Here is a 19,355-nt window from a genome sequence, read left to right as displayed (position 1 = left end):
AGAGGCAAAATGACAGGTGAAGAAGCTGCTGAGGCATTTTTACTCTGGATGGGGACAGAACGTCGGGCTTCCCCCCTGACAATAGAAGCCTATCGCAATGATCTGAAACGTTTTTTATCGTTTATGACGGAGCATCTGGGCGGTCTGCCCGATATGGCAGGGCTTGGTAAAATCAGTCTGCGGGATATGCGGGCCTGGCTTGCTCATGAGCGGGTGCAGCCGGTCAGGCCATCGGTGCGTAAAAATACACCTGATCGTGCAGCCCGTACCCGCTCGCGGCGCGTATCAGCTGTGAGGTCTTTTTTTCGCTATCTTGCAAAGCGTCAGGGGGTGGAGAATACAGCTGTGACCCTGTTGGCCACACCCCGTACAAAAAAACCATTGCCGCGCCCGCTAAGCGTGAAAGATGCGAAAGCTGTGCCGCAGAACATTGGTGACTGCGCACATACAGACATGGCACGTCAGCGCGATGGCACGTTATTTTTGCTGCTGTATGGCTGTGGGTTACGTATTTCTGAAGCGCTTAATCTTGATGTGAGAGATATTGGTCTGGTGCGCGCCAGTAATATTCTTAAAGTCAAAGGTAAAGGCAGTAAGGAGCGTCTTATACCGGTGCTGGCGCAGGTTCGGGGCGCGCTGGAAGCATGGGTAAAGGTTCACCCTGACCCGCAGGGGGGGGCTGCACCGCTTTTTCCTGGTGTGCGGGGTAAACGACTTCAGGCCGGTGTTGCCCAGAAAGCAATGCGCGAATGGCGCGCCCTTGCCGGGTTGTCTGAGGATGCGACACCTCATTCTCTGCGACATTCTTTCGCGACGCATCTGATGGAAGGGGGAGCTGATCTGCGCGTTATTCAGGAGCTTCTCGGGCATGCCAGCCTTTCAACAACACAGCACTATACTCTGGCTGATGAAGCACGGCTGCTTGAGGTCTGGCGTAAAGCACATCCAAGAGCGCATACTACTTCATAAGATTTTTTCTCTTTTTAAAAAAGGATCACACAGACATGTCCGGCACGTTTCGCGCTCCCTGGCCTGCTATCGAGCCTTATGCTCATGGCTATCTTGATACCGGGGAAGGACACCAGATTTACTGGGAAGAATGTGGAAACCCAAAGGGAATACCGGTCGTCTTTCTGCATGGTGGTCCTGGCGGGGGCTGTAATGCTGCGCAGCGGCAGCTGTTTGACCCGGCCCGCTATCGGGTTCTGCTTTTCGATCAGCGCGGGTGTGGTCGCTCTAAGCCGCATGCGTCGCTTGAAAATAATACAACATGGCACCTTGTGGCTGATATCGAGCGTCTGCGCCGGCTGTGTAATGTTGAGCAATGGGCTGTGTTTGGCGGGTCATGGGGGTCTACTCTGGCGCTGGCTTATGCCCAGACCCACCCTGAGCGTGTTACCGCACTGATGTTACGTGGTATTTTCACGCTGCGACGTGACGAACTTCTGTGGTACTATCAGGAAGGTGCTTCGTGGATTTTTCCTGATAAATGGGAGAAATTTCTGGCACCTGTCCCGCCGGAAGAACGTGGTGATCTGATGGCGGCGTATCGCAGGCGCCTGACCTCTGAAGATAAGGCAGTAAGGCTTGAGGCTGCTATTGCCTGGAGCGTATGGGAGGGGAGTACGTTAACTCTTTTGCCTGCCCCCGATATTGAAAGTAAACATCAGGAAGATGATTATGCGCTGGCCTTTTCACGCATTGAAAATCATTATTTTGTTCATGGTGGCTGGCTGGAGGAAGGGCAGCTTTTGCGTGATGTTGAGCGTATCAGGCATATCCCGGCAGTTATTGTGCAGGGTCGTTATGACATGGCGACACCAGCACGCACGGCATGGGAGCTGCATAAAGCCTGGCCAGAGGCCGAGTTTCATCTGATTGATGCGGCAGGCCACGCGCTTTCAGAGCCGGGTATTCTCAATGCTTTGCTGCGGGCCACAGAGCGCTTTGCCCATGAACTGAGCTGAACATTATGCGCCCTTTAGCATCAGGTGTCAGACCGTACCGGGCTCTGAGAAGTCTTTGTGCCGGCGTCAGCCTTATCACTGTCATGTGGGGGGGCGCCTCTTATGCAGCGGATCATGTGTGCCGGCACACATTGCTGGCGCACGTTCCTCTTTATAACAAAAGTGGATTTCTCATTAGCCCGGTAGAGATTGATGGTCATACGGTGAGTATGATTATGGATACCGGTTCGGAGGGCAGTCTGATCTCTCCCGATGGTGCTGATGCGATGGGCCTGCCTCTTGATAAAGGGATGCACACGGTGGTGCAGGGCACCGGCGGCGGGCAGCGGCTGGTGCCTAATGTGCATGTCCGGTCATTGAAGGTCGGAGGGGTCGAAACAGGCCCTCTATCCGTGCCGGTCGGGTATTTACCTGGTAAACCTGTAACACAGCCGCCTGTTGAAGGCCTGGTCGGGGGAGATCTTCTCTCACGCTATGATGTCGAGTTTAATGTTGCTGAAGGCTGGCTGAATTTATGGCAGCCCGCTGCCCCTTCATCGGGCTGTGATGGCCCGGAGGGATGGCATGTTATTTACCGAGCCTTACCTGTGCAGTTTGACGGGAGGCGTGTGTCAGTACAGCTCGTTCTTGATGGTATGCCTGTGAAAGCTCTCGTTGATAGCGGTGCGCGCTCGCGTATTGTCTCTGAGGCGGCAGCTTTAAGAACAGGTCTTTCGGCTCAGACACTGGCAACTGACCCCGGGGGTGTGACAAGTGGTATTGATGGCCGTCAGCAGCGTTATTACTGGCATAAATTTAACAGCCTGCAATATGGGCTGGAAGAGGAGAAACAGCCTGTACTGACTGTTTCCCCTTTAAAAGATAATGCAGACATGTTGCTGGGAGCAGACTGGTTTGCAGCACACAGAGTGTGGCTTTCATATCGCTCAGGTAAGCTCTACATTATGCCGTCACTCCGGCCTGTAAAAACAGACCAGACGCATCGGTAAGTTTATTCGCCTTTGAGACGATTGTTGCACAGGCTGTAATAGCCGCCACCTTTCTGAATCCATTTCAGTGATCCATTGTGGCCGTCTGCTTTGTTAGCATTGTACTGGTCAACGCATGTTTTCATGCGTGCTTTACCTGCTGGCAGCTTGGCATATTGCGGAGCAATTGCTGTTGGAAATACAGCACTGGAATCAGTGGCTGCTGTAACAGCTGAGTGTTTTTCTTTTTTCTCAGTGGTTTTTTCAGCTTTATCAGCCGGGGCTGCAGTCTGAGCAGCAGAGGTTTCAGCAGCTGGTGTGGCCGGTGCAGTTTTTTCAGCTGCAGAGGCGTCGCAATGTGCCGCCTTAAACTCTTTATAGCTCTGGCCGGCAGCTGTTCCAGCTTTGCGGGCATCTGAGAAGTTCTGATGACATTCTCTGGCGCTCAGAGCATGAGCTGCAGGAGCAGAAAACGTAGCAGCGCAGCTCAGAGCCAGGGCGGCGATGGTGATCCGAGAAGGAGATATCATATTAAACCCCAGAACAAATCAGCCACGCCGGGGTAAACCCTATGCTACCCCGGGGTCGTGGCCAGTCTATTATAGCATAACCACAACCGGTTAAGGTTTAAAGAGGGTAGATCAGATGTTAATGCGCTCTCCGTGCAGAGACATATCAAGACCTTCCTGTTCTTCTTCTTTCGAAACGCGCAGGCCCATAGTGGCATCAATCAGTTTGAGCAGGACGAAAGAAATAACGCCACACCACAGAATGGTTACACCCACAGCTTCCGCCTGAATGATCAGCTGATGGAATGAACCGGTAATGCCTGCAGGGTTAGCATCTGTTGCTGAAAGCGGGCCATAAGCAAATACACCTGTCAGCAGCGCACCAAGGATACCGCCAACACCGTGCACGCCAAAGGCATCAAGGCTGTCATCATATCCAAGCATGTGCTTGAGAGAGGTCGCGCTCCAGAAACAAACTGCACCCGTAATCAGGCCGATAATCAGAGCACTGCCTGGCAGCACGAAGCCAGCTGCCGGTGTGATGGCAACAAGACCGCCAATAGCGCCTGAAATAATACCTAGAACAGTTGGTTTGCTTTTGAAAATCCACTCCATCAGCATCCAGGCAACGCCAGCACCTGCTGCCGCAACCTGTGTTGTGACCATAGCCATACCTGCACGGCCGTTAGCGCCACCAGCTGAACCGGCGTTAAAGCCAAACCAGCCAACCCACAGCAGAGAAGCGCCGATGATGGCGTATGTCAGGTTGAAAGGAGAGAGGTCGTCATGGCCGTAGCCTTTGCGGTGCCCGAGAACAAGCGCACAGACAAGGCCCGCAATACCAGCATTAATATGCACAACAGTGCCGCCGGCGAAGTCAGCAGTGCCAAGACCAGCCAGCCAGCCAGCCGGGCTCCAGACCCAGTGAGCAACAGGCGTATATACCAGCAATGACCACAGGATGGAGAAAACACACATGGAGCTAAATTTCATGCGTTCAGCATATGCGCCGGAAATCAGCGCGGGGGTGATGACAGCAAATGTCATCTGAAACAGCATATAGACGCTCTCAGGGATCGTCATCTGGGTTGCCCCGGCTGTTCCTGCTCCCAGCGTAAAGGCAATATCGGTGCCGTTATGGATGTGCTCACCCAGCCCATTAAGAAACAGACGTGAAAAACCACCGATCCAGGCTGTTCCGTTGCTGAATGTCAGGGAGTAACCGGCAACCATCCAGACAATGGAGATAATGCAGCACAGAGCAAAAGACTGCATGAGGGTTGCCAGAACGTTTTTCTTGCGCACCATGCCGGCATAAAAAAGAGCCAGCCCCGGAATTGTCATCATGAGGACAATAACCGTGCTTGTCAGCATCCATGCTGTATCACCGGTGTCAATAGCCGGTGAAGCATCAGCCGCATGAGCAGGTGTCACGCTGTAAAGCAGAGAAGAAATACCAGCAACAGCTGGCAGAAGGCAGCGTGTAGTCAGTTTGACAGATTCAGGCCTGACCATGCGAAACTGCGAAGACATGGTGACAACTCTCCTTAGAAGAAAGATACTTGCTTTCTAAGTGTATGCCTTAAGGTTTCTGCCTCCTGCAAGATGTTTCTGTATCGTATCGTAGTCCTGGGTAATAAATTTTTAAAAAATGGTATTAAAGTCGCAAAACTACAAAAACAACCGCACCTGATCAGCATTCAGGTGAAGAGTCGCTCAGCGTCCGAAAGGTTTTTGCGGACGGAAAAGCAGGTGGATAGCCGTGAGGTTATGATCATTCCCCAGGGTGCACCACTCGCCATTCTTAGCATGTATCACTTCAGAATGTTCGCTAAAGCGGGCAGCATATATACAGTCAGTTGTCAGGCTGGCGGGGCCCTTAATGCGAAAGCTAAAGCCGGTCAGAGGGGCATTTTTCCCTCTGCTGCCGCAGAATGACCCGGCTGGCTGCCAGGGGGTATGGCGTCCTTCTTTATTGCGGGCTCTGTATTCAAGCGAGGGGAGGGGAGAGTTTACATCAAGCTGAAAACCTTCGATTGAGCGCAAAGGATCAGAAGAGCCATCAATGACCAGGTGGCCGGAAGGTACGCCCATAACAAATTGTGTGCGGCTGATAAAATCACCCGTTTGTGCCAGATGTGCTGTGAGTGTCAGTGCCCACTCCCGGTCGTAAGGGCTGACTTCCAGCAGTGGCTGACGGGCAAAAAGAGCATCCTTAAGCTGTTCGGGGGCCATAAGAGCACCGTTGTCATAACGGAGCATGAGGTGCGGGCCTGAATTATTGTAAATATAGTGGTTTTTTGCGTAACGCCCTGTGCGGCAGAATTTTTCAAAAGAGACAAAACAGGCGAAGGTTGACCGGCTGTTTCCCGCAAAAAATGGCAGTGCCAGAGCAATTTCAAAATCAATGATGGAAGAAATCAGGTTCGAGCTCAGAATGGACGGGGATAAAAAGTCTGATTTCCAGAAGAGCTCCACACCAAGTTCTTTTAAAACTTCAGCGCGGATGGTTTCTTTGTCAGCTGGCAGACCGCCTTCATCGGAAAGAACATAAGCTTTTGTAAATGTATTTCCCCATGTGCGCTTTGCTTTCTGAATAATTTCCAGAAAAGTGGGCTTATATTCTTCGTGCGGCGCAGCAAAACTTGCCAGAACATGCTCGGCATAAGACTGCCAGTCATTCTCTACGCGAAGCTGTATGGCATGAGTAATGCCCTCTGCTTTGATTTTCTGTAGCAGCAGCCTGCAAAAATCCAGTAACAGATCAGACGGCTGCAGGTGGCGTATAATCTGACAGGTCAGGTCAGGCCATTCGACCTGTCCCTTAAGTGCTGTTTCTGCCCAGCGATCGGCTCCTTCTAAAAAGCACTGTCCGCTGTCTGTCATCTCGGGTTCTGGCTCAGCTACAGATGAGAGGCCAAAAGCGCTCAGCGCACGCTCCAGGGTCGCTTCTTTATAGATTTTTTCAAAACTGCAAAAATCATGTTTGCGGGTTTCAGGATAATAGGATGTCAGAGAAGGCAGCGTCAGAGATTTTTTGTCGCGTAATGCTTTATGAATAAGGCCAATAATTGCGATTTTCTGGTTTGTCAGGCCTGCTTTAATGGCTGGGTAGCTGATGGCCACAGGTAAATCCTCTCAATAATTTATAAATATTGTAAAAACATATCTGGAATACGACGTAATTTACTTGTGCTGCCTCGCGACAGAAGCTCTGTGAGAGGCAGGTCACTGAGATAGCCGGGTTCCTGGCCCCGCACTACGGCATCAAAAAAATCTCGCATTTCCTGGTCACTGCGCCGCTGATGCGCGCCACTGTCGGGGTTGTGACTGAGGTTCCATTTCATTGAGCGCGTCACATGTAAGCGTTTCATAGCATAATCAATGTCGCACAATTTCAGATGAAACAGCCAGAGGTCTTCATCGAGCAGGCTGTGCTGGTTGCATTCATGAAAGCCTGGCTCCCACTGTGTCGGAATTTTTGCGACCAGCGGCTTTGACTCCCATGGCGTAAGGAAACCGTAAGGGCGCTGAGGAAGAATATCACGTGAGAAATCGACAGGAGGAAGTGAGAGGTTGCCCGGCATAACGTCAATGCCGACTGCTCTGATATTATTGCCGTGTGGCTGTAATTTCAGGTAAGAGGCAAGGCTGTTATAGCGGTCGGGGCGTGGGAGGAGAAACTCATCACAGTCTGTATAAATAACGCAGTCAAAAGATTTTAGCAGTGCTGTGTGGAGATGGGTGATAAAAGCGGCTCGCTGAACGTCGTCAAACTCATCACGGGGTATTTTTATAACATTTCCTGGTATTCTGGTCGTGGATCCATCGTCTGATCCGTGGTCAATAATATAAAGGTTATCATAGCCAAGGTTGCTGCCGTAATAATCGAGCCATACAGGCAGGATTTTACTTTCATTGTAAACCATAGTTATTGCAGCAGAGCGAAAACCCATTTTATCCTCTGAACCTCGTAAAAAATAAGTCTAACATATCCGGGTTAATAGCCGAAATATTGTTTATCAACTCTGGTTATGAATTATGTATACCAGAATAGCGTTTGTTTTATCTGTAATGACAGAGATGGTATGTAGTTTAGGGTGTGGGTTTTATGAGGCTCAGGCCCCATGCGGTAATGACATAAAGTACAATAGTAAGCAGGCACCCGCTCAAAAGAGCAGGGTAAAATGAAACTTTTTTTTCCATCAGCCATGGAATAAAAAGAAACATAGGCAGCGATGGCAGAATATACCAGAAGGTTGCGTAGGTATGTTGTTTCATACCATCTGCATCATGTGTTTCCGTCCACAGCCATATCATACCGAGTATAGATATGAATGGAAGGGAGGCGATCAGCGCACCGAACGCCGGGTAGCGTTTTGCTACGCCGGAGACAATCGCAACAATAAGCCCAGAGAGAATAACCTTGATCAGAAAAAACATCAGGGATCTTATTTTTCCTCTCTGGTGCGATAAGTAGTAAAAATTATAGTGCTTCGTCGTTGGTTTCACGTGTGCGGATACGGATAACACGCGTCAGTTCACTGACAAAAATCTTGCCATCACCAATTTTGCCTGTGTGTGCCGCATCAAGGATCGCTTCGATAGCCTGGTCTGCCATGGCATCAGAGACAGCAACCTCGATCTTAATTTTGGGCAGAAAGCTGATACGATATTCTGCACCGCGGTAAATCTCGGTCTGGCCTTTCTGGCGTCCGAACCCTTTGACTTCTGAGACGGTAAGACCCTGAATGCCCAGCGGAGCAAGCGCTTCACGCACATCATCGAGCTTGAAGGGTTTGATAATTGCAGTCACAAGTTTCATTGCAGTCTGGTTCCCTGAGTTTTATGTGCCGTTTTATCTTTTTGTAAAAAATGAATAATTGTGACGAATGTAACTGTTTGTAAACATCCTGCCAGAATTTTCCGGTGTTGACGAGTCTTCTTCTTTGGCATCTGAAGAGGGATGGTCTAGATAGTGAAAACTGTGCTCGTGCTTTGTGCTGCGGGCAGCAGAATACTCTGCCAGGTATATGAGGAAAAACAGTTATGGCTGCTGCATCTGAAATCACGTCTGACACACCATCTTTGACTGATGTTGATGTGTGTGTTGTCGGAGCTGGTCCGGTCGGAGCGGCTCTGGCCTGTCGTCTGGCAAGAGCCGGTATTAAAGTAGCTATAGTTGATCGCATGGCGCTTGAGCCTATGGAGCATCCTGATTTTGACGGGCGGGCTTATGCCATTGCGGCCGGTCCCCGGCAGTTGCTGGAGGATGCCGGCGTGTGGGAACACCTGCCACTTGAGTCATGCCCTATTGAAGAGATTCTTGTAACAGATGGCCGCCCCGGTGAGCCTGCCTCGTCATTGTTTGTAGAGTTCACCCGTCAGGATGCCAGTCAGCCATTTGGCTGGATGGCAGAAGCCCGCGGTCTGCGTGTGGCACTCAATAAAGCCATGCATCACCAGGCTAATCTTACAGTTCTGGCTCCCGCTGAAGTGAAGGTTGAACGCCAGGCTGATACAGTGGTTATTCGTTTGCATGATGGCAGAAGCTTCAAGGCTTCTCTGGTTGTTGCTGCTGATGGCCGTAAAAGTCGGCTGCGTAATGAGGCCGGTATTCCTTTGACACGTCTGGCTTATAAGCAGACGGCAATTGTCGCGGCCATTGCCCATGAATATCCGCATGATAATGCTGCCCTGGAGCATTTTTTGCCAGCCGGGCCTTTTGCGCAGCTGCCCATGGCCGGAACGGAGGAGTATCCTAACCTTTCAGCAATCGTCTGGAGTGATAAAGACGGTGTCGCTGAGCGTTTTGCGGCTTTGCCGGATGATCAGTTTGCCCGCGAAATTGAGCGTCGTATGGGTAATTCACGCCTGGGTAAAGTGACCCCCGTGGGTCGTCGCTGGACATATCCGCTCTCAGCGCAATATGCACAGCGTTATACCGCGACACGACTGCTGCTGATTGGTGATGCTGCCCATGGTATTCATCCTATTGCGGGGCAGGGGCTTAACCTTGGTTTTCGTGATGTTATTGCTTTGAGTGATATTTTGATAAAAGCACATCAGAGAGGGGAAGATTATGGCTCTCCTGCACTGCTTGCCCGTTATCAGGCGCGTTGTCGCCCTGCAAATATGATGATGCTGGCGGCTACTGATGTGCTTGACAGGCTGTTTAGCAATAATAACCCTCTTCTGCGTCTGACAAGAGATCTCGGGCTGGCGGGCGTTAATCGTATTCCTGCTTTGCGCCGCGCGTTTGTACGTCACGCGATGGGCGTGTAGGATAAACCGATTTTTTTATTGCTGCTGCCCGGAAAGGAGCTGTGAGTGACACGTAATCAGCCGTCTCAGGTTCTCTCAGGTTATTTTGCTGAGGCTGAGAACGCAGCCTCATGGCTGAATGTTTTGTGGCAGAATATGACGATGCAGGCCTGTGAGTGTTATGACCCTCTGGTCAAAGGCCTCCTGGCAACCGGCGTGCGCAACCATGCTGATTTTGCTTCAGCTCTGGCAGCTCTTATGGGTCGTAAACTTGGCGATCACTCTGTTGCAGTTTCGGCATTATCAGAGCTTGTGGCTGAGGCTTACCGGGCTGATCCCTCGATAGTGTACGCCTCAGCCGCTGATCTTGTTGCTATTCGTGAGCGTGACCCTGCATGCCCTGATTTTGTGACCCCTTTTTTGTTTTTTAAGGGGTATCACGCGGTGCAGAGCTACCGTGTGGCGAACTGGCTCTGGCGGGCAGGACGGCGGCACCTTGCTTTGCATCTGCAAAGCCGGGCTTCTGAATTATTTGCAGTTGATATTCACCCGGCGGCCCGTCTCGGTCAGCGTATTCTCTTTGATCATGGTACCGGTATTGTGGTGGGTGAGACCTGTATTATTGAAGATGATGTATCGATTTTACAGGGGGTAACTCTTGGCGGTACGGGTAAGCATAGTGGTGACAGACACCCCAAGGTTTGCCGGGGTGTGCTGATTGGTGCCGGGGCAAAGGTGCTTGGTAATATTCAGCTGGGTGAAGGCGCCAAGGTGGGGGCGGGTTCTATTGTTCTCGAAAATGTACCCGCATTTACTACGGTTGTTGGTAACCCGGCCCGCAAGGTCGGTACACGTCATTCAGGCATGCCTGCATTGACAATGGACCAGATTCTTCCGCCGGTTGACTATATTATCTGATCTGTATTTCACAGAGGATGTAAAAAAGGGCGTGCCACTGATGAAAGCGGCACGCCCTTTTTGTATCCCCCTTCGGAATGCGGAAGCACTCCGAAGGAAAGACGACAGTGGTATCAGAAATCCATACCGCCCATGCCGCCCATGCCGCCCATGTCCGGGCCACCAGCAGGAGCTGCTTTTTTCTCAGGGCGTTCAGCAACCATAGCTTCGGTTGTGATCAGCAGGCCAGCAACAGATGCTGCGTCCTGAAGGGCTGTGCGCACAACTTTAGCAGGGTCGATAATGCCGGCTTCAACCAGGTTTTTGTATTCACCTGCCTGAGCATCAAAACCAAATGCATAGTCCGTGTTTTCAAGGACTTTGTTGGCAATGACTGCACCATCTTCACCAGCGTTATGAGCGATCTGGCGCAGAGGAGCCTGCAGAGCTTTGCGGATGATCTCGCCACCAACGCGCTGGTCTTCGTTGTGGTAGTGCAGTTTGGCCAGAGCCAGAGTTGCACGTGCCAGAGCCGTACCACCGCCAGGAACGATGCCTTCTTCAACAGCTGCACGGGTTGCGTGCAGAGCATCGTCAACGCGGTCTTTGCGCTCTTTAACTTCGATCTCTGTTGAACCACCAACGCGGATAACGGCAACACCACCAGCCAGTTTAGCCAGACGTTCCTGCAGTTTTTCGCGGTCGTAGTCAGAGGTTGTTTCTTCGATCTGAGCGCGGATCTGCTTGCAACGACCTTTAATGTCGTCAGCTTTACCTGCACCATCGACAATGGTTGTGTTTTCTTTGTCGATGCGTACTTTTTTCGCTGTGCCAAGCATTGGCAGAGTAACGGTTTCCAGCTTGATGCCCAGATCTTCGCTGATAACCTGACCACCGGTCAGAATAGCGATATCTTCGAGCATAGCTTTGCGACGGTCACCAAAGCCAGGAGCTTTAACCGCAGCAATTTTCAGGCCACCACGCAGTTTGTTAACGACGAGGGTAGCAAGAGCTTCACCGTCAACATCTTCAGCGATGATGAGCAGCGGACGGCCAGACTGAACAACTGATTCCAGCAGTGGCAGCATTGGCTGCAGAGAAGAGAGTTTCTTCTCGTGGATCAGGATGAAGGGGTTTTCGAGGTCGGCTGTCATCTTTTCCGTGTTTGTCACGAAATAAGGAGAGATGTAGCCGCGGTCGAACTGCATGCCTTCAACAACGTCCAGCTCGGTCTGGAAGTGTTTAGCTTCCTCAACGGTGATAACACCTTCAGAGCCGACTTTCTGCATGGCTTCTGAAATCATTTTACCGATTTCGCTTTCGCCGTTTGCAGAGATCGTGCCAACCTGAGCTGTTTCAGCCGGTGTGGTGATTTTCTTTGCGTTTTTCTTCAGCTCTTCGATAACTGATGCAACAGCTTTATCGATGCCGCGTTTCAGATCCATCGGGTTCATGCCAGCTGCAACAGCTTTGTGGCCTTCACGAACGATAGCCTGAGCCAGAACGGTGGCTGTTGTGGTGCCGTCACCAGCAACATCGTTGGTTTTAGATGCAACTTCACGCAGCATCTGAGCGCCCATGTTTTCGAACTTGTCAGCCAGTTCGATTTCTTTAGCAACAGACACGCCGTCTTTTGTGATGCGTGGTGCGCCAAAGCTCTTGTCGAGCACTACGTTACGACCTTTTGGGCCGAGTGTAACTTTTACAGCGTCAGCCAGGATGTCAACGCCACGCAGCATACGCTGGCGTGCATCAGCACCGAATTTTACGTCCTTAGCAGCCATAGAATTTCTCCAGTGAGGATCGGTTGAATATTGAAAAGCGTCTCACAGACACGTCACTCAGGAAATAATACCCAGAATGTCGCTTTCTTTCATGATCAGCAGGTCTTCACCGTCGATCTTCACTTCTGTGCCGGACCATTTGCCGAACAGGATGGTGTCGCCAGCCTTAACATCAAGCGCTACGATCTGACCCTGCTCATTGCGGGCGCCAGGACCAGCAGCGACAACTTTACCTTCCATAGGCTTTTCTTTAGCCGTGTCAGGAATGATGATGCCGCCAACAGTCTTTTCTTCGCTTTCGAGACGACGCACGACCACACGGTCATGCAAAGGACGAAATTTCGTCATTATGGATCTCTCCACGTTTCTTATCTGTGCGATGGTATCCTTATCAGGAAGCTATACCATCTGCGTTTACCGCGCGTAACACACGCCGCGTTACGTTAGCACTCCCACCCCGGGAGTGCCAAATCAGGAGATAGGTCTGCCTCTCAGACAAGTCAAGGAAGGGAGAAAAAAACTTTCTGATTTTTTGTTTTGTTATCTGAGCGTTCATATCTGAAGCGATATCTGCTGCCGTTACAAACTTTATTTCCTCAATATAATCAGCGGGTAAACGCCATTTCTGCCATTTCCGCCCTGAGGCAGGGTGGTATTTTTATTGACATTTGCAGAGCTTCATGGCCGGAATAAACAATCCTGCAGCCGGCCATGCGGTTTGTCCGGCAGGGAGAAGACTATAAGAGAGTTACCTGCAGATGCCTACCGGAACAGTTAAATGGTTTAATGCCACTAAAGGCTTTGGTTTTATTGCCCCAGAAGAAGGCGGTAAAGACGTGTTCGTGCACATCACAGCTGTTCAGGCTGCTGGCCTGCGCGGCCTGGATGAAAATCAGAAAGTTTCTTACGACCTGGTTACAGAGCGTGGTAAAGAAGCTGCTACAAACCTTAAAACACTCTGAGTCTGAATATAATTTTCTCTGCGGGTGCATGTGACCTTTAATCAGGAAGCATGACTCTCTGTAGAGAAGAGCTGAATTTCAGACGGAAGGTTTTTAATCTTTCGGGAGTAGAAAGCTTCTGATTTCTTCAGCGGCTTTCGCCAGCCCCCTGCGTTCAGGGCTGACACCATGCGGAAAAGCAGAAAGAAGACGTGAGGGTGTGCGTCGGTCCAGCAATACAAATACACCGCGGTCTGACTGACTGCGAATAAGACGGCCAAAAGCCTGACGCAGTTTCATACGGGCAATGCTGTCGTCATATCCCTTGGGGTCACCACCTGACAGATGCACACGGCGTTCTCTGTGCAGAATGTCCGGTCTCGGCCAGGGAACACGCTCAAATACGACAAGCCTTAAGGCCCGGCCTGGTACATCAACGCCGTCTCGCATGGCATCCGTACCCAGCAGGCAGGCATTTTCCTCAGTACGAAAAATATCAATCAGTGTTGCATTATCCAATGCGTTAACGTGCTGTGCATAAAGGGGGATATTTTGTTCTCTGAGGGGGGTGGCAATATGAGAGTGCACACCTCTCAGGCGTGAAATGGCGGTAAACAGACCCAGTCCGCCGCCGCCAGACGCTGTGAATAATGTTCTGAAAGCAGCGGAAAGATCATGCAGATTATTGTGGTCCAAATCGTTAATAATGAAGGTGCGGGTCTGGCTGGCATAATCAAAAGGGCTGCTCAGACTGGCCCGTACTGCCGGGGCAGGAAAATGGCAGACTCCGGTCAGCGCTTCAGCCGCAGCCCATGAGCGTTCAGCTTCCTCAGTATCAAACTCTGCCTGTGCGGGCGTCGAGGGCGCTGGCGGGTCGGCACTTTCTGAACGATCACGCAGAGTAGCTGAGGTAATCAGCAGACCCTGAGCGGGTAATGCCATAATGCCCGCGAATGGAATAGTGGGGTCAAGCCAGTGACGGTGCAGACCGACATCCTGCTCAATCAGGTGCTGCTTGCCCCGTCGGGTCAGGCGCAGAAAATGAACATGCTCAGGCATAGTGCCAGGTTCTCTGGCTGGCTGGTCAAAGGTTTCAAGCATGGATATCCATGCTTCCACGCGGGTGATCGCACGGCGCTGGAGTGAGCGCACCATGGCTTCAATACGTCCGCGTGTTGTGCTGTCGAGCGTATCAGCTTCGTCCTGCAGGCGGAAGTTCAGAGCACTGGCTAATGCCCGCAAAGGCTGAGCAAGCTGCATATAGGCCTGGGCCAGTGTATGGCTTGCATGCGTCAGTTCAGGCAGGGGCGGGTGCAGGTCACATTCTATTGTGCCGTAACTCTGGTCTGTCTGGTTGCGTGCCATGACCTGCTGGCGAATAAGGCGTAAAAAAACTTCAGTAGGGTTTTCAAGTTTCGGGGCTGGTGGTGTGGTGTCCGCCTCCTCAGGCGTGTCTGTCTTTTCCTGCGTTGTTTCTGATTCATTAAGGCGAACGGACCAGCCTGGTGCAGGCAGGGCATGGGCTGCCATAAGAGCGGAATCCAGCTGTGCTTCAAGTTTTTTGTGGCCGGATACGAGGTCATCAAGGCGGCGCTTCAGCCCGCGGGCACGAGAGCGGTTGCCCTCTGCACCAAGCAGCCAGCGTCGTAATTCAGCTGCTTCAAGCCCTGAAAGCTCGGCTGAAAAAGCGCCATCAGCGGCATCTGAAAGGTGGTGGCCTTCGTCAAAAATATAATGGGAGGGGATCGTCTCTTCCTGCGGAGTTTCTTCGGTTGCGTCCCCGTCATGGCGGGCATAGGCAACCTGCGCCATAACGAGAGCATGATTAGCAATAACCAGGTCGGCTTCACGTGCGCGTCGGATGGTGTGTTCAACGAAACAGCGCTGGTAGTGCGCGCATGCCCCGTGGATGCATTCACCACGCCGGTCTGCGACGGCTGATGTAATATTATGCCCGAAGACTGAGCCAAACCAGCCGGGCAGGTCGCCACCTGTCAGATCACCATCGGCTGAGGTCATGGCCCAGCGGGCCAGCATAGCCAGTGCGACAGTCAGGCGTGCCGGGCGGGAAGCGGCGCTGTTGACGAGATCTTCCATATTCAGAAGACACATATAATTTTCACGTCCTTTCCGCAGCACAACATGGCGGCGGCGGGTGGCTTCATCAGGGAAAATCCGTTTCGTTTCCTGCTCTATCTGACGTTGCAGGTGGCGTGTGTAGGTGCTGATCCACACCGTGCCGTCATTACGTTCGGTCCACAGGCTGGCCGGTGCAAGGTAGCCCAGAGTTTTACCTGTGCCTGTACCGGCCTCCGCCAGCACAATCGAGGGGCTTGCGGCATGTGTTGCTGGTGTAAAAGCAATGGTTGACACACTGGAGAAGTCAGCCTGGCCGGCACGGTTTTCTGCTGTTTCTCCCAGAAGGGCAGCAAGGCGTGTGCGGGCTTCAGCCGCCGTGATCGGGTAAGCTGAGGCAGGGGGGCGGGGGGCTGCTTCTTCCCATTTGGGAAGTTTATGCCAGATACGCAGCGCATCAGCTGGCTGCATGGCGTCATCAGGCAGTTTTCCTGATGACGTAAGCCTGCTGTTTAGTCTGATGCACTCTGCAACTGTGCTGGCCCATGGCCACTCTGCCTGCCCAAGGCGTATTGTCAGAGCGTTGAGAAACTCTGCCTGCGGGCCGTTGCTCAGCGTTTCAAGGTCGGCGAGTATCTGAGAGAGCAGAGTATGTAACAGGTCTGCCTCTTCGGATGGGATATCATCAGGCTCATGACCCAGGGCAATAGCCAGTCCGCGTGGCGTTGGTACGACGGGCCGGGCCGGATAGACAAAGGTGTAGAGTTCAAGCAGGTCGAAGCATGGAAAAGGTTGCTCAGACGTGCGCAGGCCCAGCTCAGAGAGTGTGTCGGGTGCATTGACAACCAGAGGGGGTGTCATCGTGCGCAAATGCCTGCATGCTTCTGAGGCTGAAAGCGTCAGAAGTTCGCCATCTTCTGTGAGTAAAGAGAAGAGGTGCTGGCGAACCATAAGGGCAGGTGCATATCGGGCAGAGGGGAATGAGCTGGGCATGATCTTACCCTTCATACGCAACAAGCTTCGTAAGAGCCAGCCTTGTTCACTGTCGTAATGTTGACTTTACCGGCACATGTAATTTCGGCACAGTGCCGGACACGTTTTTAACGGCTGAGCAGGTCAGGGCAGCTGTTCGGAGCAGATAAGTTTTAGACGCATGTGTCATGATTTTTACGAACAAAGTACAAAATCAGACATAAAAAGGGGAAGGTTACAGCACACATATGAGCCATGTAGCAGAAGGTGCGGAGCAGGTGCAGACTGCTCCGGTAGGGGATGTCACTATTCGTGTGATTGCTATGCCCGAAAATACAAACCCCGCCGGTGATATTTTTGGTGGGTGGATTATCTCGCAGATGGATCTTGCTGCAGGGTCTGTTGCTACGCAGCGTGCCCGTGCCAAAACTGTAACAATAGCGATGGATGCGGTTTCTTTTCATGCACCCGTTGCTGTTGGTGATGAGTTGACAGTTTATACATCGATCGGAAAGATTGGTCGCACGTCGCTGACAATCAATATTGAAGCATGGGCGCGCCCGCGCCGTGACCCCGGGTTGCGGCTTGTTACAAAAGGGCGTTTTGTTTTTGTTGCTGTAGATGAAAACAATAAACCAACGCCTGTGCCTGAGCAGGTGTAATCAGCGGGTATCGTGACAGTGCCTGATAAGGCACTGTCATCACCGGGTGTATCGCGTGTCTTCCTTTGTTCTTTGCTTTATCCAGCCCCGCTGATCTTACGGCTGAAGTTTTAAAATGATGCTGTCAGGCTGAGGTTGAAGGAGCGGCCAAACCCCAGAAGCGGGACGAAAGATCCGGTCTGTTTATAAACACCTGTATCAACGCCACCCAGTGGCAGGTAATATTTCTGGTCCATAATATTGTCGATACTGCCGTCAATGGTAAACATTTTCCATCGGTAGCTGCTGCCTATCCCAAGCAGGGCATAGCCTGGTGTGCGCGGTTCATTGCGCAGCCAGTCAACGGTTGTTTTGCTTTTGACAAGTGTGAGGTCCATACGCCCTGACCAGTTGCCATAAGTTTCTGTCAGGCGAACGGAGCCGTTAACCGGCATCTGATGGTAAAGCCCTGAGTGGGTAACCAGATCCTGGCCTCTGACCCAGTTAAGGTTTGTTTTCAGGTCAGCTCTGCCATATTTGTTTGTATCCCACAAATTCAGGTGTCCGCTGGCATTGATACCATAGCTGCGGGCGTTGTGGTTAACGAACTGAAGTGTTGCCGGTGATGCGGTCGCTGAAGAGAGGCGTATCACATTAATATAGTTATGCGTGTAGGTATAAAAGGGCTGAACGCTGATATTCCACTTCTGAGAAGAAGGGTCATGCCAGTCGAGCGTCGCACTGATGGTGTTGGCAATTTCTGGTTTGAGATTAAGGTTGCCGACATAGCCGTTGCCATCACCGAACCAGCCTATCATACGTGTAGCCATACTGCCACGGCCCCATGCATAGCGTTCATACAGGTTAGGTGAGCGGGTTTTGCGGGCGTATCCGCCCTCAAGTGAAAGACTGTCAGTAATCAGCCATTTTCCGGTGGCGGTTACGTCAAAGTTGACATCAGTGCGTCCCCGGCGTGCGGCGTTAAAATTACGGGCTGCAGCAGCATCAGCGGCTGACATCATGCCGCTCCATGAGTAGGGGGTCACCTGGCCGGTGTTCATCATGATAATATCATTGCGCACGCCAAGCTGCGTAGAAAAACGAGAGGTCCACCGGGCATTCCATTCGACAAAGTGCCCCAGATGATCACGATGGCCATTGTTGATGTTTTTATAGGTATTCGGCCCCATCATCATGCTGCCCTGTAGTGGTGGCCACCAGTCATTCAGCCCGTTATGGTTAAAAGAGCTACCGGCTTTTAGGGTGTGGCTGGTGCTGAGTGGTATCGTGGCAAGAATGTTATAGGCGGCTGTGCGTGAATCAGTGTTCATGGGCATGCCGGTTGTTGCCGAGTGGCCACCTTTGTCGCCCAGCATGTTCATGACATGTGAAACACGCTGCCAGTATCCCTGCACTTCAAGGGTGCCCCAGTTAAAGTCACCTTTATACTTACCATCAACATACGTGGAGCGGTTGTTGGTCATATCCATATACTGGTTAGGAAAACCTTCGTAGGGAATGTCCTGCTGCCCGAAAGTGATAGCAAGCAGGTGATTCTTTTTCTGAATCCCAAGCGTTACGGCATGGTTGTAACTGAGATAACTGGTTGAGCGTACAAGAGTGCCGCCCCCGGCACGGTAATTGGTGGCGTGGGCATATGACCCGGTATAGCGCAGGCTTATCGTGTCGTTAGCAGCGGTAATGCTGCCGGAAACACCTGACCCGGCACCGTTGCTTTTATAGTCAGCACGAACATGACCAGTGACAAGAATTTTACCTGCTTTTGCAAAAAGCGGGTCCTTGCGCCTGATCTGAATAGTACCGCCGGTACTGTCGCCGCCAAGACTGACAGGTGTAATGCCGGCAATAGCAACGGCTTCTGAAACGCTGTCAGGGTCGACATACGACATGGCCGGGTTCATGTGGTTGGGGCAGGCAGGGGGAATGTTCATGCCGTCAACCAGGGTGTTGACCCGGTCATCTGCCATACCGTTCAGAACCGGCAGGGAAGAGACACCCCCGGCAGAGTAGCTGCTGTACCCCATGCTGTTTTTGAGCAGATTAGCTGTGTCGGGGCTGGTAATGGCGCTATGGCGTATGCCGTTAACGATAATCGTTTCGGCTTTAGGTGCGGGCTGCCCCGGTGCGGGAGACACAGGATGTGTCATTGTGCTGACGACAGGTGTCAGTGTGTCTGCGTACGCTGCCGTCAGGCAGGTATAAGGCGTCGTTGCCAGCAGAAGGCATGTAAATGCAGCATAGTGTGATCGTATACGACCGCAGCCGCAGGGCTTTGCGGTGAAAAGCATTGGTATCATCCTGAACAGAAAAAAATA

17 protein-coding genes are annotated in these 19,355 nt (G+C 51.8%); 7 read left to right on the top strand and 10 right to left on the bottom strand.

Annotated features, from left to right (window positions below):
- Positions 1 to 9: 9 nt before the first annotated feature.
- The 3 genes from GOB58_RS03665 to GOB58_RS03655 are packed head-to-tail and all read left to right on the top strand — an operon-like array spanning position 10 to position 2,956.
- Entirely contained in the window at positions 10 to 969 is a 960-nt protein-coding gene (locus GOB58_RS03665) for a tyrosine recombinase XerC (RefSeq protein ID WP_086554619.1), read from the top strand.
- A gap of 35 nt (positions 970 to 1,004) precedes the next feature.
- Positions 1,005 to 1,967 (top strand): prolyl aminopeptidase, encoded by a 963-nt coding sequence (gene pip / locus GOB58_RS03660; protein WP_086635888.1) that lies wholly within the window; start codon positions 1,005 to 1,007, stop codon positions 1,965 to 1,967.
- A gap of 5 nt (positions 1,968 to 1,972) precedes the next feature.
- Positions 1,973 to 2,956 carry a retroviral-like aspartic protease family protein gene (locus tag GOB58_RS03655; protein ID WP_173559380.1) on the top strand — a complete coding sequence of 328 codons (984 nt, stop codon included), beginning with the start codon at positions 1,973 to 1,975 and terminating at the stop codon, positions 2,954 to 2,956.
- A 2-nt stretch (positions 2,957 to 2,958) separates the two neighbouring features.
- Here GOB58_RS03655 and GOB58_RS03650 read toward each other — a convergent pair whose 3' ends face one another.
- The 6 genes from GOB58_RS03650 to GOB58_RS03625 form a co-directional block, all read right to left on the bottom strand.
- Positions 2,959 to 3,465: a hypothetical protein gene (locus GOB58_RS03650; protein ID WP_173559379.1), complete on the bottom strand. Its 507-nt coding sequence runs from the start codon at positions 3,463 to 3,465 to the stop codon at positions 2,959 to 2,961.
- Positions 3,466 to 3,576: 111 nt separating this feature from the next.
- Positions 3,577 to 4,977 (bottom strand): ammonium transporter, encoded by a 1,401-nt coding sequence (locus tag GOB58_RS03645; RefSeq protein ID WP_369822929.1) that lies wholly within the window; start codon positions 4,975 to 4,977, stop codon positions 3,577 to 3,579.
- Between the two features lie 183 nt (positions 4,978 to 5,160).
- Entirely contained in the window at positions 5,161 to 6,570 is a 1,410-nt protein-coding gene (locus GOB58_RS03640; protein ID WP_173559378.1) for an O-fucosyltransferase family protein, read from the bottom strand.
- 20 nt (positions 6,571 to 6,590) lie between these two features.
- Positions 6,591 to 7,400: a glycosyltransferase family 2 protein gene (locus tag GOB58_RS03635; RefSeq protein WP_086554623.1), complete on the bottom strand. Its 810-nt coding sequence runs from the start codon at positions 7,398 to 7,400 to the stop codon at positions 6,591 to 6,593.
- Positions 7,401 to 7,539: 139 nt separating this feature from the next.
- Positions 7,540 to 7,887 carry a DUF3147 family protein gene (locus GOB58_RS03630; protein ID WP_173559377.1) on the bottom strand — a complete coding sequence of 116 codons (348 nt, stop codon included), beginning with the start codon at positions 7,885 to 7,887 and terminating at the stop codon, positions 7,540 to 7,542.
- A 43-nt stretch (positions 7,888 to 7,930) separates the two neighbouring features.
- A complete protein-coding gene (locus tag GOB58_RS03625) occupies positions 7,931 to 8,269 on the bottom strand; it encodes a P-II family nitrogen regulator (protein WP_086554625.1) in 339 nt (112 codons plus the stop codon).
- A gap of 224 nt (positions 8,270 to 8,493) precedes the next feature.
- Between GOB58_RS03625 and GOB58_RS03620 the strand changes: the two genes are divergently transcribed.
- Positions 8,494 to 9,729, top strand: coding sequence for a UbiH/UbiF/VisC/COQ6 family ubiquinone biosynthesis hydroxylase (locus GOB58_RS03620; RefSeq protein WP_173559376.1), 1,236 nt, complete (start codon positions 8,494 to 8,496; stop codon positions 9,727 to 9,729).
- A gap of 135 nt (positions 9,730 to 9,864) precedes the next feature.
- Positions 9,865 to 10,626, top strand: a complete 762-nt coding sequence (cysE, locus tag GOB58_RS03615; protein ID WP_086554646.1) for a serine O-acetyltransferase — start codon at positions 9,865 to 9,867, stop codon at positions 10,624 to 10,626.
- A 113-nt stretch (positions 10,627 to 10,739) separates the two neighbouring features.
- Here cysE and groL read toward each other — a convergent pair whose 3' ends face one another.
- Both groL and groES read right to left on the bottom strand, forming a co-directional pair.
- Positions 10,740 to 12,389: a chaperonin GroEL gene (gene groL, locus GOB58_RS03610; RefSeq protein WP_086554627.1), complete on the bottom strand. Its 1,650-nt coding sequence runs from the start codon at positions 12,387 to 12,389 to the stop codon at positions 10,740 to 10,742.
- Positions 12,390 to 12,446: 57 nt separating this feature from the next.
- Complete coding sequence (groES, locus tag GOB58_RS03605) at positions 12,447 to 12,737, bottom strand: co-chaperone GroES (RefSeq protein ID WP_086554628.1); 291 nt, start codon at positions 12,735 to 12,737, stop codon at positions 12,447 to 12,449.
- A 410-nt stretch (positions 12,738 to 13,147) separates the two neighbouring features.
- Between groES and GOB58_RS03600 the strand changes: the two genes are divergently transcribed.
- Entirely contained in the window at positions 13,148 to 13,351 is a 204-nt protein-coding gene (locus GOB58_RS03600) for a cold-shock protein (RefSeq protein ID WP_086554629.1), read from the top strand.
- A 93-nt stretch (positions 13,352 to 13,444) separates the two neighbouring features.
- Here GOB58_RS03600 and GOB58_RS03595 read toward each other — a convergent pair whose 3' ends face one another.
- Positions 13,445 to 16,399 (bottom strand): ATP-dependent DNA helicase, encoded by a 2,955-nt coding sequence (locus GOB58_RS03595; RefSeq protein WP_173559375.1) that lies wholly within the window; start codon positions 16,397 to 16,399, stop codon positions 13,445 to 13,447.
- Positions 16,400 to 16,626: 227 nt separating this feature from the next.
- Between GOB58_RS03595 and GOB58_RS03590 the strand changes: the two genes are divergently transcribed.
- Positions 16,627 to 17,040, top strand: a complete 414-nt coding sequence (locus GOB58_RS03590) for an acyl-CoA thioesterase (RefSeq protein WP_086554631.1) — start codon at positions 16,627 to 16,629, stop codon at positions 17,038 to 17,040.
- 110 nt (positions 17,041 to 17,150) lie between these two features.
- Here the strand turns inward: GOB58_RS03590 and GOB58_RS03585 are convergent, their stop codons facing one another.
- Entirely contained in the window at positions 17,151 to 19,337 is a 2,187-nt protein-coding gene (locus GOB58_RS03585; protein ID WP_173559520.1) for a TonB-dependent receptor, read from the bottom strand.
- Positions 19,338 to 19,355: the final 18 nt, after the last annotated feature.

It is taken from the genome of Acetobacter thailandicus, assembly GCF_011516655.1.
Classification (GTDB): domain Bacteria; phylum Pseudomonadota; class Alphaproteobacteria; order Acetobacterales; family Acetobacteraceae; genus Acetobacter; species Acetobacter thailandicus.
Note: the sequence above shows the minus strand (reverse complement) of the source record. Positions and strands in the feature narration are given on the sequence as shown.

Coding starts and splice junctions, on each gene's coding strand:
- GOB58_RS03665 (WP_086554619.1), top strand. CDS start 10: ATGACAGGTGAAGAAGCTGCTGAGGCATTTTTACTCTGGATGGGGACA.
- pip (WP_086635888.1), top strand. CDS start 1,005: ATGTCCGGCACGTTTCGCGCTCCCTGGCCTGCTATCGAGCCTTATGCT.
- GOB58_RS03655 (WP_173559380.1), top strand. CDS start 1,973: ATGCGCCCTTTAGCATCAGGTGTCAGACCGTACCGGGCTCTGAGAAGT.
- GOB58_RS03650 (WP_173559379.1), bottom strand. CDS start 3,465: ATGATATCTCCTTCTCGGATCACCATCGCCGCCCTGGCTCTGAGCTGC.
- GOB58_RS03645 (WP_369822929.1), bottom strand. CDS start 4,977: ATGTCTTCGCAGTTTCGCATGGTCAGGCCTGAATCTGTCAAACTGACT.
- GOB58_RS03635 (WP_086554623.1), bottom strand. CDS start 7,400: ATGGGTTTTCGCTCTGCTGCAATAACTATGGTTTACAATGAAAGTAAA.
- GOB58_RS03630 (WP_173559377.1), bottom strand. CDS start 7,887: ATGTTTTTTCTGATCAAGGTTATTCTCTCTGGGCTTATTGTTGCGATT.
- GOB58_RS03625 (WP_086554625.1), bottom strand. CDS start 8,269: ATGAAACTTGTGACTGCAATTATCAAACCCTTCAAGCTCGATGATGTG.
- GOB58_RS03620 (WP_173559376.1), top strand. CDS start 8,494: ATGGCTGCTGCATCTGAAATCACGTCTGACACACCATCTTTGACTGAT.
- cysE (WP_086554646.1), top strand. CDS start 9,865: ATGACGATGCAGGCCTGTGAGTGTTATGACCCTCTGGTCAAAGGCCTC.
- groL (WP_086554627.1), bottom strand. CDS start 12,389: ATGGCTGCTAAGGACGTAAAATTCGGTGCTGATGCACGCCAGCGTATG.
- groES (WP_086554628.1), bottom strand. CDS start 12,737: ATGACGAAATTTCGTCCTTTGCATGACCGTGTGGTCGTGCGTCGTCTC.
- GOB58_RS03600 (WP_086554629.1), top strand. CDS start 13,148: ATGCCTACCGGAACAGTTAAATGGTTTAATGCCACTAAAGGCTTTGGT.
- GOB58_RS03595 (WP_173559375.1), bottom strand. CDS start 16,399: ATGCCCAGCTCATTCCCCTCTGCCCGATATGCACCTGCCCTTATGGTT.
- GOB58_RS03590 (WP_086554631.1), top strand. CDS start 16,627: ATGAGCCATGTAGCAGAAGGTGCGGAGCAGGTGCAGACTGCTCCGGTA.
- GOB58_RS03585 (WP_173559520.1), bottom strand. CDS start 19,337: ATGATACCAATGCTTTTCACCGCAAAGCCCTGCGGCTGCGGTCGTATA.